Origin of the sequence: Cytobacillus stercorigallinarum (assembly GCF_014836495.1) — a bacterium.
GTDB lineage: Bacteria > Bacillota > Bacilli > Bacillales > Cytobacillaceae > Cytobacillus > Cytobacillus stercorigallinarum.
Genome location: NZ_JACSQT010000001.1, coordinates 832,139 through 846,309 on the forward strand (window position 1 = coordinate 832,139; position 14,171 = coordinate 846,309).

The 14,171-nt window shown below is 35.6% G+C and carries 16 protein-coding genes and 1 pseudogene; 10 read left to right on the forward strand and 7 right to left on the reverse strand.

Annotated features, from left to right (window positions below):
- Positions 1–17: 17 nt before the first annotated feature.
- Positions 18–836, forward strand: coding sequence for a hypothetical protein (locus H9655_RS04210; RefSeq protein WP_191811157.1), 819 nt, complete (start codon positions 18–20; stop codon positions 834–836).
- Between the two features lie 93 nt (positions 837–929).
- On the opposite strand, the gene H9655_RS04215 is transcribed toward H9655_RS04210, so the two are convergent.
- Positions 930–1,172: a DNA alkylation repair protein gene (locus tag H9655_RS04215; RefSeq protein ID WP_095372909.1), complete on the reverse strand. Its 243-nt coding sequence runs from the start codon at positions 1,170–1,172 to the stop codon at positions 930–932.
- A gap of 102 nt (positions 1,173–1,274) precedes the next feature.
- On the opposite strand from H9655_RS04215, the gene H9655_RS04220 reads away from it, so the two are divergent.
- The 7 genes from H9655_RS04220 to H9655_RS04250 all read left to right on the forward strand — a co-directional run bounded on the left by H9655_RS04220 (position 1,275) and on the right by H9655_RS04250 (position 7,821).
- Positions 1,275–1,538 carry a hypothetical protein gene (locus H9655_RS04220; RefSeq protein ID WP_191811159.1) on the forward strand — a complete coding sequence of 88 codons (264 nt, stop codon included), beginning with the start codon at positions 1,275–1,277 and terminating at the stop codon, positions 1,536–1,538.
- 75 nt (positions 1,539–1,613) lie between these two features.
- Complete coding sequence (locus H9655_RS04225) at positions 1,614–2,588, forward strand: YncE family protein (protein ID WP_191811162.1); 975 nt, start codon at positions 1,614–1,616, stop codon at positions 2,586–2,588.
- Complete coding sequence (locus H9655_RS04230; protein WP_191811164.1) at positions 2,585–3,265, forward strand: response regulator transcription factor; 681 nt, start codon at positions 2,585–2,587, stop codon at positions 3,263–3,265. Before H9655_RS04225 ends, H9655_RS04230 begins: the two co-directional genes overlap by 4 nt.
- Positions 3,262–4,665, forward strand: coding sequence for a sensor histidine kinase (locus H9655_RS04235; protein ID WP_191811166.1), 1,404 nt, complete (start codon positions 3,262–3,264; stop codon positions 4,663–4,665). The genes H9655_RS04230 and H9655_RS04235 overlap by 4 nt, the downstream gene beginning before the upstream one ends.
- A 472-nt stretch (positions 4,666–5,137) precedes the next feature.
- Positions 5,138–6,010, forward strand: coding sequence for a CAP domain-containing protein (locus tag H9655_RS04240; protein ID WP_191811168.1), 873 nt, complete (start codon positions 5,138–5,140; stop codon positions 6,008–6,010).
- A 290-nt stretch (positions 6,011–6,300) separates the two neighbouring features.
- Complete coding sequence (locus tag H9655_RS04245) at positions 6,301–6,945, forward strand: GntR family transcriptional regulator (RefSeq protein ID WP_191811170.1); 645 nt, start codon at positions 6,301–6,303, stop codon at positions 6,943–6,945.
- A gap of 105 nt (positions 6,946–7,050) precedes the next feature.
- Entirely contained in the window at positions 7,051–7,821 is a 771-nt protein-coding gene (locus H9655_RS04250; RefSeq protein WP_191811172.1) for an SDR family NAD(P)-dependent oxidoreductase, read from the forward strand.
- A 227-nt stretch (positions 7,822–8,048) separates the two neighbouring features.
- Here the strand turns inward: H9655_RS04250 and H9655_RS22345 are convergent.
- The 3 genes and pseudogenes from H9655_RS22345 to H9655_RS04270 all read right to left on the reverse strand — a co-directional run bounded on the left by H9655_RS22345 (position 8,049) and on the right by H9655_RS04270 (position 9,703).
- A pseudogene (locus H9655_RS22345) lies at positions 8,049–8,498 on the reverse strand (flavin monoamine oxidase family protein).
- Positions 8,499–9,041: 543 nt separating this feature from the next.
- Entirely contained in the window at positions 9,042–9,260 is a 219-nt protein-coding gene (locus H9655_RS04265; protein WP_191811176.1) for an FAD-dependent oxidoreductase, read from the reverse strand.
- 14 nt (positions 9,261–9,274) lie between these two features.
- Complete coding sequence (locus H9655_RS04270) at positions 9,275–9,703, reverse strand: Hsp20/alpha crystallin family protein (protein ID WP_225230402.1); 429 nt, start codon at positions 9,701–9,703, stop codon at positions 9,275–9,277.
- 225 nt (positions 9,704–9,928) lie between these two features.
- Here H9655_RS04270 and H9655_RS04275 point away from each other — a divergent pair, with 225 nt between their 5' ends.
- On the forward strand, positions 9,929–10,699 hold the full coding sequence (locus tag H9655_RS04275) for an SDR family oxidoreductase (RefSeq protein WP_191811180.1): 771 nt from the start codon (positions 9,929–9,931) through the stop codon (positions 10,697–10,699).
- Positions 10,700–10,759: 60 nt separating this feature from the next.
- Positions 10,760–10,915, forward strand: a complete 156-nt coding sequence (locus H9655_RS04280; protein ID WP_191811182.1) for a DUF2639 domain-containing protein — start codon at positions 10,760–10,762, stop codon at positions 10,913–10,915.
- A gap of 23 nt (positions 10,916–10,938) precedes the next feature.
- Here H9655_RS04280 and H9655_RS04285 read toward each other — a convergent pair whose 3' ends face one another.
- The 3 genes from H9655_RS04285 to H9655_RS04295 form a co-directional block, all read right to left on the reverse strand.
- A complete protein-coding gene (locus H9655_RS04285; RefSeq protein ID WP_191811184.1) occupies positions 10,939–11,499 on the reverse strand; it encodes a GNAT family N-acetyltransferase in 561 nt (186 codons plus the stop codon).
- Between the two features lie 493 nt (positions 11,500–11,992).
- Positions 11,993–13,120 (reverse strand): amidohydrolase, encoded by a 1,128-nt coding sequence (locus H9655_RS04290; RefSeq protein WP_191811186.1) that lies wholly within the window; start codon positions 13,118–13,120, stop codon positions 11,993–11,995.
- A gap of 95 nt (positions 13,121–13,215) precedes the next feature.
- Positions 13,216–13,995 carry an undecaprenyl-diphosphate phosphatase gene (locus tag H9655_RS04295; RefSeq protein ID WP_191811188.1) on the reverse strand — a complete coding sequence of 260 codons (780 nt, stop codon included), beginning with the start codon at positions 13,993–13,995 and terminating at the stop codon, positions 13,216–13,218.
- Positions 13,996–14,171 lie beyond the last annotated feature (176 nt).

Below are 14,171 nucleotides of genomic sequence, written 5' to 3' on the forward strand. Positions count from 1 at the left end.
AAGAAGAGTGATAAAAGATGAAAAAATTGTGTATTGTCTCCCTGTTTGTCATGCTTTATTTAGTGTCCCCTGCAAAGATGTATAGTATGGTGGATGATGAAATTGGATTACCGATCCAGATGTTGCCTTGGAAAGAAGCGAAAGAACATTTACCGAAGTTTAAGAAGTTTACTGTGCTAGATGTCGATACTGGTAAGCGATTTGATGTCCAACGAAGAGCTGGGAGTGAACATGCAGATGTTCAACCATTAACGAAAGCTGATACAAAGATAATGAAGGAAATTTATAATGGAAAATGGAGTTGGAAGCGAAGAGCGATTATCGTTATTAGTGATGGAGAGTGGATTGCTGCTTCGATGCACGGGATGCCACACGGGGCAGGTGCTTTATCAAATAATTTTCCAGGTCATTTTTGTATACATTTTTTCGGCAGTACGACACATCGCACCAATTCAATGGATTTGTCTCATAAATTGATGATTCTCAAAGCTGCTGGTAAACTTGATGAGTATATGGCTATATCGGAGCCGGAAAGAGTATCAGCTGCCTTTATAGCAGGCTTGAAACAACAAGATGCGTATCTTCTGTCGCTTGTCACTTTAAACAAGATAGATGACAAGACAATCCGTTCGATTGAAAATGTAAAGTTAGCTTCAATTGGTCAACTAGACGAAGGAAATACTGCATTAGTCGTTAATCTACCGATTCAAGTCGATTGGTATATAAAGAATAAAGGGAAGAAGAGCTATCGTGGTTCCATTCGTTTAGTTAGATTTTCCCCACTGGATCCATGGCAAGTCGATGCTAATCATTTCTTACAAAAAAATCGCTTGTGAATTTAAATGAAATAGTAAACGATATAATAAAAAAGAAGGCATTCTTAATCGTATCGATTTTGAACGCCTTCTTCAATTCCTGCACCCTAATTTTTATTGGTTTTCTCCAAACTTAATAAACGTTTTTTCGTCTTCTATTAGGCCACATGCACCGCATTGAATCCTTACTGTTGGACCATTATATTTTAAATGGAAAGCAGTTAAATTTTCAGCTGCATATTCTTCAAGTACAGAGCCTGATTGTGGGTCAAGCTTAACTGAACGCGGGTGTTGTTCGATAATGTTAAAGCGTGACCGATTTGTTTTACATGATGGACAGCAATATGGTGTAGTCATTGACTAGCCCCTTCCTATAGATGAATTACTTTTATTTTTAACCTTTAATTGAAATTTATGTATGAATCAAGTAGATTCAAATAAGAGAGGAGTGGATGAAATATGAATAGTAACGAACTTTTACAAAGCTACCGTTCATTATGGAAAAATAGAGAATTGGCAACAGGAGAAGAAAATGCAGATACTGTGTTAATGATAGCGATAGAAAAAGAGTTAAGAGATGAAAATGCACACCCACGAGTGAGAAAAGATAAACAAAGAAAGTTAATTGCTGCAATTAAAAGAATCAATGACTCCTCACTTTCTTCTGATATGAAAGTAGCACTCATTGATATACATTTTAAAGTTTTCGCTACAATCGATTGAATGTTTTCACACTTTTAACACAACCATTCGGTATCCTTGACTTATAAAAACATTGAAACTGGGGAGAAACTTTATATGCGTTATTACAAGGCGTTCATATTTTTCTTACTGATTTCTTCTTTCTTAACTGCCTGTAGACAGGAAGAATTCACAAATATACCAGCTGATCGGGATATTGCATTAACAGTCAATATTAAGGAAATGAGTCTATCATTTATAGACATACAGGCGCAAAAAAGCATCGGTTCATGGAAGGTCAATAAAGCATACACGGGAGGAAGTGTACTATCAGATGGCGACACTCTTTTACTGTATGGAGAAAAGTTAAACACCATTGATCTTTACTCATTATCTAGAGGGGAACTGATTCATCAGTGGACGATTGGTGAGGGGATTGTGGACGTTGAGGAACTAGGAGCTGACACAATAGTTGCTTTAGATGAGAGAAAAAATAGCGTCCGATTTTTTAATAGTAATGGAGAAGAAACAAGTGATATTGATATCTTTGATCGACCACTAGAAATGACACATGATGAAGCTCGTGATGAACTCATCATTATAGGATTTGATGAGAATGTCCTTACAAATATTGATTTAGAAACGATGGAAATAAAAGAAAACTATGAAATACATACACATGCAACAGGTTTGTTCTCATTAGATGACGAAATATGGGTCGGTGGACATGGTGAAGGATTAGATATTGAAAAATATGTACATGTTTATGATAGAGAGACCGGAAAAGCATTAAGAAAAATTAGTGTTCCTTCAATGCCAGTTGATTTTACCAAAGCTGATGATGCGATATTTGTTGTGAGCCATGGAACAAATCTGCTTTATAAGTTAAATGAGGCTGGTGAAGTATTAGGTGAAATGAGCGTAACAGCTAATCCTTTCACAATTGAAACCGTTAGAGATATGATATTGGTCGCAGGGTATGATAGCTCTGAGTTACAATTTATCGATTCAGAGACACTAAAACTGAAAGGATCGATAGAAGTAGGCGAAGGTCCGTTTCAAATTTTGCTTAGGGAGAACGAGGATTCATGAGAAAAGTAAATATATTAATTATTGATGATGAACCAGATATGAGAACATTAATTGAGATGTATTTGGAGAATTCGGGATTTAAATGCTTTACCGCTGAGAGTGGTGAAGAAGGCTACATGATATTGAAGGAAGCTGAAATTGATTTAGTCATTTTAGATATTATGATGCCAAATGAAGATGGATATGAAGTTTGTCAAAAAATACGTACGAACTCAGATATTCCAATCATTTTTCTGTCAGCAAAAGGAGAAGAATGGGATAAAGTGAAGGGGCTGCAATTAGGCGGTGACGATTATATTGTTAAACCACTAAGCCCAGGAGAACTTGTAGCTAGAATACATGCCGTTCTTCGGAGATCTGGAAAAGTGAAACAAGAATCCGAGCAAATAAAAATAGGGAAGTTATCAATTGATAAAAAAGCGCGGAGAGTCCTTGTCGAAGAGGAAAAAATTTCTTTAACTTTAAAAGAGTTTGAAATGCTTTCTTATTTAATTCAACATGTTAACCAGGCGCTTTCAAGGGAGCAGCTCCTTGAACATGTGTGGGGAATTGAATATGATGGTAGCTTACGAACGGTCGATACCCATATTAAAACATTAAGGATGAAATTGGGTATAGCAGATTACATTCAAACTGTATGGGGTGTAGGGTATAAATTAGAGGTACCAGACAAATGAAGTACCTTACCGACACATTAGCCAAAAAGTTATGGTTAACAGTGACGATAGCGATACTTATCACAATTGTTTATTCCTACCTATTATCTTATTTGTTTTATGAGAAATTATATGTCGAAAATGTAGAAGATACATTATTAGAAGAAGGATTAGCCTTAGCGTCTGATTATAAAGGTGGAGAAATAAGTACAGACTTAAAAGAAAAAGTAGCTTGGTACAATGATAAATCAGAAACCGATATTATCATGGTAGATAATCCCCGGGAATTAAGTGCATGCTTTCCATTTGAAATGAAGTATGATTCGCTTATTAACGGAGAAGAACGAGAGCAATTATTAAAAGGAACCCCAATTTACAAAACGGGTTTTGAAGAAAGATTTGATACTCGTATTATGGGTGTGATTATCCCATTATTAGATGATAATCGCCTCGCTGGTATTATTTATGTCTATTTACCGTTAGAGAAAATTTCTGATATTACACAGGATTTCGCTTATCTTTGGATGCTTGCCGCGTTCATCTTTCTTCTATTCGCCATTATGACAGGTACTTTTCTGATTAAAAGAATGACTAGCCCGTTAATGGAAATGAAGTTAGCAGCTGAACAAGTGTCTAGAGGGAACTATAATGTGCGGTTAGCGACAAATCAACAAGATGAAATTGGTGAACTGGCTAGTGCTTTTAATTCGATGGCCACCTCTATTCAAAAAGAAGATGATAAAAAGCGAGAATTTCTTGCTAATGTGTCTCACGAATTAAGAACACCCATTAGTTATGTCAAAGGATATAGTGATGCATTGAAGTCTGGTCTTGTAACTAATGAAGAAGATCAAGAAAAATACCTTGAGCTGATTTATCGGGAAGCAACTCGGATGGAAAGACTTGTCGGTGATTTATTAGATTTGTCAAAACTCGAAACAGATGACTATCGGTTGGTGAAAGCGCCAATACCGCTAGCCCAGCTATTGGAAGATGTCGTGCAAAAGTATCGTCCGCGAATTAAAAGAAAAGGCTTATCTATAGAAGTTGATCTTGATCCGGATATCATTATCATTGCAGATGAAGGTAGAATCGAACAAATTATGCAAAATATTTTTGATAATGCGATTAGATATACTGATGAGGGCACATTATTACTTGATCTTTTCCAAACAGAAGATGGCTGTTGTATTCAATTGGAAGACTCGGGGATTGGGATACCCGAAGAAGATTTAGATAAAATCCGGCAAAGATTTTATCGAGTGAATAAAGCGAGGACGAGAGCTGATGGTGGTACAGGACTTGGTTTAGCCATTGTGGAGAAACTCGTACATTTACACGAAGGACGCTTGCTTATTCAAAGTGAATACAATATTGGTACTACGATACAAATTATACTTCCAATGGTAAATGATGATTAATATTAAAGGCTACTCTTTCTATAAAGAAGAGTGGCCTTTTTTGTCGTAGTTAATGAATATCTTTTGTTGTTCATGAGGCAAGTTATAGAAAAGTTTTATGCTACAAACCGCCTTACATCAAGGTTTTCAGCCTTTGATATCATTTCATTATAGTTGCATAATAAATATCACGAATGTTACGTATATGTAATAAAAGTAAAAGAGAAAAAGGCTTTTTCAAGTTGTCAAGTATATTATTCTAGTATATAAATGGAAACACGATAGTGTCACTACCAATTAATGATAAAAAAACCTATTCTCTAAAAATCAAAAAAACCTAATCATCATAACGTTTTTTCTTTCTATTATTAGAAAGATGCAAGAAAGAATGGTTCATTTCTATTTCCTCCCAAAAATATTACAAAAAAACCTATGATATGATTATCTCACAGCAAGAAACAACAAAAAACATCCATTAGGGAGGAAATAGATTATGAGTAAGAAAGTTATTTTTTCAGTAGCGGCAGCAGCTGCATTATTAGTATCAGCACCAGGTTTAAACAAGGCAGAAGCGGCAGAGCCAGCTCAAGTAAAAGTAGAAACAAAGGCTTTTGTCTATCAAACTTCTAATATGTTAAACCAAGATTATATTAATAAAGTGATGCAAGATTGCATGAGTAAATATAATGTGAATTGGAATCAAAAAGATATTCAAAACATCTTAAGTCAAGCGAAAGAAAGAGCACAAGCAGCATTAGAACAAGGTAAAGCGCAAGCGGCACAACCAGAACAACCAGAACAAGCAGCACAACCAGAACAAGTAGCACAACCAGAGCAAAATCAACAAGTAGAACAGCCAGTTCAACAACCAACACAACCTGAAGAACAACCGGCACAACCAGCAGAACAACCAGCTGAAGAAGCAGCACAACCAGAGCAAGAAGTAGCTGAAGAAACACAAGCACCATCAGAAGAGGCATCATCTGAAGTTAGTGCATATGAACAACAAGTACTTGATTTAACAAATAAAGAACGTGCAAATGCTGGTCTTCCTGCATTAGAACTTGATGTGGAACTTAGTAATGTAGCGCGTGAAAAATCTCGTGATATGCAAGCAAAAGGGTATTTCGATCATAACAGCCCAACATATGGTTCTCCATTTGATATGATGAAACAATTTGGAATCTCTTATACTTCTGCAGGTGAAAACATTGCCCAAGGTCAACAAACACCAGAAGAAGTAGTACAAGCTTGGATGAATAGCCAAGGTCACCGTGAAAATATTCTTAACTCTAGCTATACTCACCTTGGAGTAGGTTATGTTGAGAACGGTAATTACTGGACTCAAATGTTCATCGGTAAATAATAGTCGGACAAATATGTTTTACTTCTTATCATTCAAGATGAGCAACACCTGCATCATACGATGCGGGCGTTGCTCATTTTTTATTGTTCCTCAAAAAATAAATACATTTAGACTTTAGCTGTTTTGGCAAAGTAAGGTTTGTTTGCATGCGTTTCATATTCATTTTACGACCATCCGATTACAAAGATATCGCACGGCTTACTCATCCATTTATGATTCATTTTCCAAATCGTTCTAATTAAATGATATAATGTATGTATAAAGAGTAATTAAACAACGGAGTGAATGGATTGAAGGATTTTTTATTTAATAATAAACAACGATTTGGGGAATCGCTTCCTGAACAAATTGCCAAATACATATTAAGGGAAATTATGAAAGGTTCTTATATTCCTGGAGATAAAATTATTGAAGAGAAAATAGCAGAAGAGCTAAAAACAAGTAGAGCACCAGTGAGAGAAGCATTATATTTACTTCAAGTAGACAATATTGTCGAGCGTATTCATCGAAAAGGGACAGTTGTAAAATCCTTTACGGCTGAAGATATAAAAGAATATACACATGTCATGGTTGGACTCATTCAAATGGCACTAGATATGACTTCGAATCGATGGCATGATGAAACGAAAGAGACGTTAATATTAAAACTCAATGAAGCGGAAGAAGCGTTTCTTGCAGGTGATCTCATTGGTTATCAAATGAAATCCACGGGTGTAACAACGTTCTTTTTTGAAGTGGCGAACAATAAAGCACTGTCTAAATTTTATTATGAATCTGTTTATATATTAACCGTATTTGCCCAAGTGAAATGGACAATGGATACAATGAACAGTTTTCATCCAAGAATGAAATTAATCACTAAAAATCTGATGGAAAATAAGATTACCGAAGCGAAGGAAGTAGTACCAGCTCTTTTATTAGAAACGTTAGAATAAGGATGTCCACTTATGGGCATCCTATTAATAATAATCAAAATTGTCGACAATATACAATTTTAGTAGTATGATTATTTAGGATTAAACAAAAGGGAGGAATTTCAGATGAGTTTTTCAAACAAAGTAGTTCTAATTACAGGTGCCGCAGGTGGGATTGGATTAGCTGCAGCGAAAGCTTTTGCTAAAGAAGGTGCCAAGCTTGCACTAGTAGATTTATCTAAAGAGGCATTAGAAAAGGCTGCTGCTTCTATTGATGCTGAGGAGATTTTATTGTTATCAGCTGATGTTACAAAAGAAGAAGAAGTAAAAAAATATGTTGAAGATACACAACAAGCATTTGGTCGTATCGATACATTTATTAATAATGCTGGAATCAATGGCGATTTTGCCATCTTAGATGAGCAATCAAAGAAAAATTTTGATGCAGTATTTGGGGTAAATGTTTTCGGTGCGTTTTTAGGATTAAAATATGTTTTACCTGTGATGAAAGCTCAAAAAAGTGGAGCAATCGTTAATACAGCTTCAAACGGCGGTTTATTAGGTGCACCAGGTATGGGGCTTTATGTTGCATCTAAACATGCAGTAATCGGGTTAAACAAAACGGCTGCACTAGAAGCTGCTGATTATGGTGTAAGAGTAAATGCGGTTACGCCATCTGGTGTAGATACACAAATGATGAGATCCATTGAAGCAAACGCTATGCCTGAACAAACAGATAATGCCCGTACACAATTTGAAAGTTCTGTACCAATGAAAAGATATGCAACAGCTGAGGAAATTGCCGATCTAATGGTATTTTTATCATCAGAAAAAGCTTCATTTATTTCAGGATCATATTATCGTATCGATGGTGGACAAGGTGCTACATCAGTTTAAAAAATCAAAAAAGTTAGCGTTAGGGATTGGCTATGAAGGCGTTTGGTGAAAAAAGGTGCAAACGTTGTCAATGCTGAGATGAACGTAGAGAGTGGCAAAGCTTTATGGCTGAAACTTTTACAGTAGACAGTGGATATACTGCCATTTAAATAAGTTCATACGGTGAAAAGGCCTTAGTATTATTTATGGCCTTTTCACCGCTTCTTTTATATCATGACTATTCCCTCTTATGAATATCTGCTGCTGCACGAATACCCGACTTTCAATCCATCCAGGGAAAGAGATGTATGCTCCCCAGAAAAATGAAGTCTCCCTGTTGGTTTACTTACTTCCTCGCCGAAATCTTTTTGTTGACCTGGTGAATATAACGTGAAACAACCTGCCGAAAAAGAATTTCTACTCCAATTAAATGTAACGGTTCTGAGGTATTCTATATAGACAATATCCCCATATACTTCACTTAAGCTTTTCTAGACTTCCCTCGTAATATCTAATTGTGACAAACTATTCCATAATAAAGCGTCATTGCCCCAACTATAGCTGACAAGTAAAACAACTGGTCTATCATTATTTACCCTATTAGGAACATAGCTAAAATGAATCGGTACATCAGTTTTAACATGACCAAAGTTGTACCTTTTCCAAAAAGGGCTACTAAATTCAATCCCAATTTTCATTGAAGGAATGTTTTACAATTCTCTAATTGCCTGCCATTTTTTTGACTGATGCTATTTTGGGGTAGTAAAGCTATCAATTGAAGTAAAGTAAATTTAAAAGTATGTTGATATGTATCATTAACGTAGATGGCTACTTTATTCCCACTTTGTTTGATTCTTTCTATTTTTTGATTGAAAAAAATAGGTTCGATGGTAATTCCATTTGGCAAGAGTAGGGGAGAGGACAATAGATAAAATCGACATAAATGATCAATTTTGAAACCCTTCAATTCCTATAAAAATACTAATTAATCTTATCGCATTTGAAGATAAAGGCGTTTCTAAGGGGTTAAACTTTAAAAAATCGACCATGGAATATTTACCGTATTCTGAGACTATTCTTTTTTTGTCTTCTTCTGTACTGTGATTATATAGTGTGATAAAGGGTTCTACTGCCTCATGTAATAGTGTAAAGGCTGGGATAATGGCAATTGAAATTTAGCTAAATATTGTTATACAAAAAGTTTATGTGTATGACGGATTCTCATCGCACCCATATCCAGATCATCCCCATCCGTAAAAGGAAGATCTAAGCGTGTATATTCTTCCTCCTACACGGCTATTCCTGACCGTATGCCCTGCCTGTTTAAGGCGTGAGGCAGAAACTAATCCAGCCATACCAGCAACTGCAGTTGAAATTTTCTTTTTTCGTTTTTTTATAATCGGTAATCCATTTTTAATGATTGAAAGCATTGTTGTTAGGGTATTTAGGTAGTAACACATATTTCCACTCCAAACTAATAGTCATCGACATGAATTTCAGATAATTGCCGGTCAATTAACTTATAAAGTTGGATTTCTAAAATGTCATCTTGGAAGTCTGCTTTAGCGCCCTTTTTATGAACAAGAGTCGGTAATGTAATAAGTGTTTGGTCACTGTCTTTTGGGATATGTTCGAGAATGAGTTGATTGGTTGTATGATACATTTTTAATTGTTTTAACCATTCTCGTTTTTGGATTTCTATTCTTACAAACACATACTTATGTGTCTCCAAGACACGAAATCTTAACTTACTTTGTGATTGTTTATTTTCTGTTGTATGTTGAGTTTCTTCTTGTTCTTGCTTTGTTGAATATTGAAGGTCATTCGGAAAGACCTTTCCGAGCATCCCTTGTACATACTCATTGACTTCTTTTTGGTTTAGTTTTTCGAATTTGGCCTTCATTTCTTTATTAAATGGGAATTGATTCCAAGGGAACATATACTTTTCACCCTTCCAAAAAAAGAGATGATCTTTCCGATGATGATAAACGCCTATTATTTAATTTATGCAACAATTCCATTTTCGTTAAAGGAACATCAATACAAAACACTTGCAACATTACTTTTTACTGATTAGTATTGAAATTAAATAATAATTTAAAAAATTCTAACTAAAAGGGGTTGTTTTGTGAATACGAAGACAGCGTTAATTACTGGTGGGTCAACTGGTATCGGTAGAAGTATTGCATGGAAAATAGCAGAACAAAAAATAAACGTAATTATTAATTATAGACATAGCGAACAAAAAGCAAATGAACTTTGTGAAGCACTTACTAAGAAATATGGGACAAAAAATATCGCAATTAGAGCAGATATAACGAATGATGATGAATGTAATCATCTCATCCAACAATCGTTAGCGAAAACAGATTCAATTGATATCTTGATACATAACGCGGGCCCGTATATTCACGAAAAAAAGAAAATGATTGAATATTCATTAGATGAATGGTCTTATTTAATGAATGGAAATCTGCAAGCTTTATTTATATTGGGAAAAGCGGTTATTCCACTCATGAGAAAGAAAAGGTGGGGGAGAATCATAACAATAGGGTTTGATCGCGCCGAAACTGCCCCAGGATGGATGTATCGTTCGGCTTTTGCGGCAGCAAAATCTGGTGCAGTCTCATTAACAAAAACGATTGCAATGGAAGAAGCAGAAAACGGCATAACAGTAAATATGGTTTGTCCGGGGGATATTATTGGCAAGTGGAAAGAGAGTGATATAAACAATGCCTGTACAGTAAATGATGATCGCACCCCTGTAGGACGCCCTGGTACAGGAGAGGATGTAGCGAGGGTAATCGCATTTCTTACTGAACCGGCATCTAGTTTTATCACTGGTAGTGTAATTCCAGTTACTGGAGCAAAGGATGTATTAGGAAAAAATCTTCATTAATGAGCATGTCTCCTATTCTTATCACATATATTGTTAGAAAGAACGGTAGGAGAGATGAGGATGGCATATCAAGGTTCAAAAGGCTGGTATATTGCAAAACTCAAAGAATATGGAATCAATAGACACCCGATTGAATTGCGGAAATTAGAACTTTACAAAACATATGAAGTGAGAAAAATTTATCAACAGGTTTTAGCGAATAAAAAACAAGGGTAGCTATAGTAAGCTCCCTTGTTTTTTTAAGCTTCTTTTAGATGAGTTGTATCTTCCACTGTCAGTCCTTCTCTAAGCATATGAAGAGAATAAAGATCTTTAGGAATTTCAAATAAATCGTAAATCTCGCCAGTTTCATTTATTTTTTCATACAAACTTTTACGTGATTCATTGGCATAAATGGCATAAGGTAGTTTCTGGGCAGCTTTTAATGAACGAATGTTTTCTTTTTTTATGCGCATAAAAATGGTTTCAATATTTAAATCATAAAAAAGTTCATTAAAGAAAGCATCTTTGGCTAATTGATTATAACCTTTACCATGATAGGGTTTACCAATCCATGTGCCGAGAAAGCCAGCTTGATTTTCAATGTCATATAAGCTAATGGTACCTATTGGATTATTCCATTCATCTGTAATGGTGCGAGAGATGAGTTTTTCTTGTTCCTCAGCTTCAAGCGTTTGTTTCGTAATAAACAACAGTTCTTCATAAGATTGAGCTTTATGACGCACAAAAGGGAAGACATCGGGGTGCGTCATCAATTCGAATAAAACTTGACAATCATTTAGGTCACGTTTTTTCAGCATTGGTTATCCCTCCACGTGAGAGTAAACCTACTCCATGCCAAAAAGACAGAAAAGGCCCACCCTCGAAATTTTTTGTAATGTAGCTAAAAAATTTCGGGGTGGGAATCGAACCCACTAGAACCAGTAAACTGGTGGCGCACCATTTGCCTTCCCAATATCCAAAAACAAAAGATATTATCGACTAAAAATATTATTTTATGAAAGTATAATACTAAAAAAAATACAAAAAGGGAATAGATTTTTTGCCTTATTTTAAAGATTATTTTTCGCCAAATTTCACCATTTTTTGCATGCCTGATTCTAATGGTGACATTGCATAAAACAACCAGTGGATGGGAGGTGAAAAAGATACAGATACATGGAGGTAAAGCAAGGTAGGACCATAAAAAAGTGTGATGGATAGAAGATAAATGGAGAAGATACCATATCATTATTTAGAAAGGGGTGGGAGGCAGAGCTTCTCATTTAAAGATAAATCTTCCTTATTATCATTTTATTTGTCAACTGCATTTGTGTATGCCCATTTGCCTGAGACCATTGTCCATTTTGGTTTTGCTAGAAAATGAAAAGGGTGGTGGCTCCAGAGTACAAGATCAGCTTCTTTCCCTTCTTCAATGCTACCAACGTTATGATCAATTTTTAAGTTTTTAGCCGCAGCGATGGTTATTCCCTCCAATGCTTTTTGTTCGGATAAACCTTCTCGAACAGCAATACTTGCGCAAATGTTTAAGTATTGAATAGGTGTATAAGGGTGATCGGTGGTAATTGAAACGGAGACACCAGCTTTATCGAGGATTCTATAAGTGTCCCACGTCTTGTTTTTTAACTCTACTTTTGATCGTCTTGTTAAGGTCGGTCCAACGCTCACTTGGAGGTTCTTTCCTAAATAAGGAGTAATTAAATGGCCCTCTGTACAATGTTCAATTCGTATATCTAAATTAAACTCTTTAGCAAATCGTAGTGCAGTTAAAATATCGTCTGCTCTATGGGCATGAATTCGCACAGGTATTTCTTGTGTAAGTGCTTTAATTATAGGGGATGTGCGCAGGTTTACTTCATTTGGATTGGCATGAACATTATAAAACGCTTCTCTTAACATTCCCATAATACCCATTCTAGTAATTGAATGATCATTGCTATGACTATGAACTTTTTTAGGGTTTTCTCCTAGAGCAATTTTTAATCCCGCAGTTTCTTTTACAAGCATTTCTTCAACGCTATTACCATACGTTTTCAAGATAGATGTGGTGCCACCGATAATATTCGCACTGCCTGGCATTACGTGAACAGTAGTAATCCCAGCTTTGAGTGCATCACGAAAGGCAGGATCGAAAGGGTGGACGCCATCGATTGCACGAATATGAGGTGTTAATGGCTGGGTTGTTTCGTTCGCATCATTACCTGCCCAGCCAGTCCCCTCGTCATATAATCCGATATGTGTATGAACATCAATAAAACCAGGTAGCAGAAAACCATGAGAACAATCAACTACTTGCGCATGCAAATCTTGAATATCTTTACCGACCTTTTTAATTATACGATTTTTTATTAATACATCTCCGTGGAAAGGCTTTGAAGTAATGGGATAGACAATGGCATTTTTAAAAAGTATCGTCGACATCAGCATCCAGTCCTTTTTCTGCTTAATAATATTTCATCAAATATACTGTTAAAGTGATAAATTAGAAATCAATACCCTACTCATGAGAAGCAATATTAAAAAATGCCTGCCATTTGCATAAATAGGATTGTTAATCCTAAAATCCAAACATAAACGGCAAATATCTTGAGTGATTTTCTCTTTAGAAAATTAATCATCCAAACAACGGCAATATAACCGAAAATGGCTGATGCAAGTGTGGCAATTAACATACTGCCAAAGCTAATGGCTTCGATATGACCCGCATACATTTCTCCAAATTGCAGCACAATGCCTCCTGCAATGGTCGGTATAGATAATAAAAATGAAAAGTAGGCAGCTGTTTCTCGATCGAGTTTACGGATGAGCCCCGCAGCGATGGTTAAACCGGATCGTGAGATAGCAGGGAATATGGCAATTGCTTGAAAACTCCCAATAAATAATGCATCGCCATAGCTAATATCTTTCATCTTTTTCGCACCATTTTTAATACTATCAGAGAACCACAGAATGATTCCGGTAAGAATGAATTCCCAGCCAATGGTGACACCGGTTTTTGAGATCGAATCAAATAAATCATTAAATAATAAACCAACAAAGACAGCAGGGATTGTACCAATGACAAGCAGCATCGATAACTTTCCAAATGGATTTTTAATGATTTCTAATAACTCATTTTTATAAACAACAAGGACAGCTAAAAGGGTACCGATATGAAGCATGGTATCTAAAAATAATCCTGCTTCATCAAGACCAAATAAATGTCTTCCAAGATATAAATGTCCGGTGCTTGAAATAGGTAGAAATTCTGTTATACCTTGAATGATTCCAAGAATAAATGCTTCGATTTTTGACATCATATAAATCACCTATTTGTTTATTTTTTTCCTAGTAGTAAAAATCAGGGGAACTCACGTATCAACTTGTTTTCTCTCGCTTTTATAAATGTATTCAAGTTGTCCAATAGAAGAACAGAAATTTGAAAATAAAAACTTTGAAACTTTTTATAATAATCATCGTAAAATAGGTATAT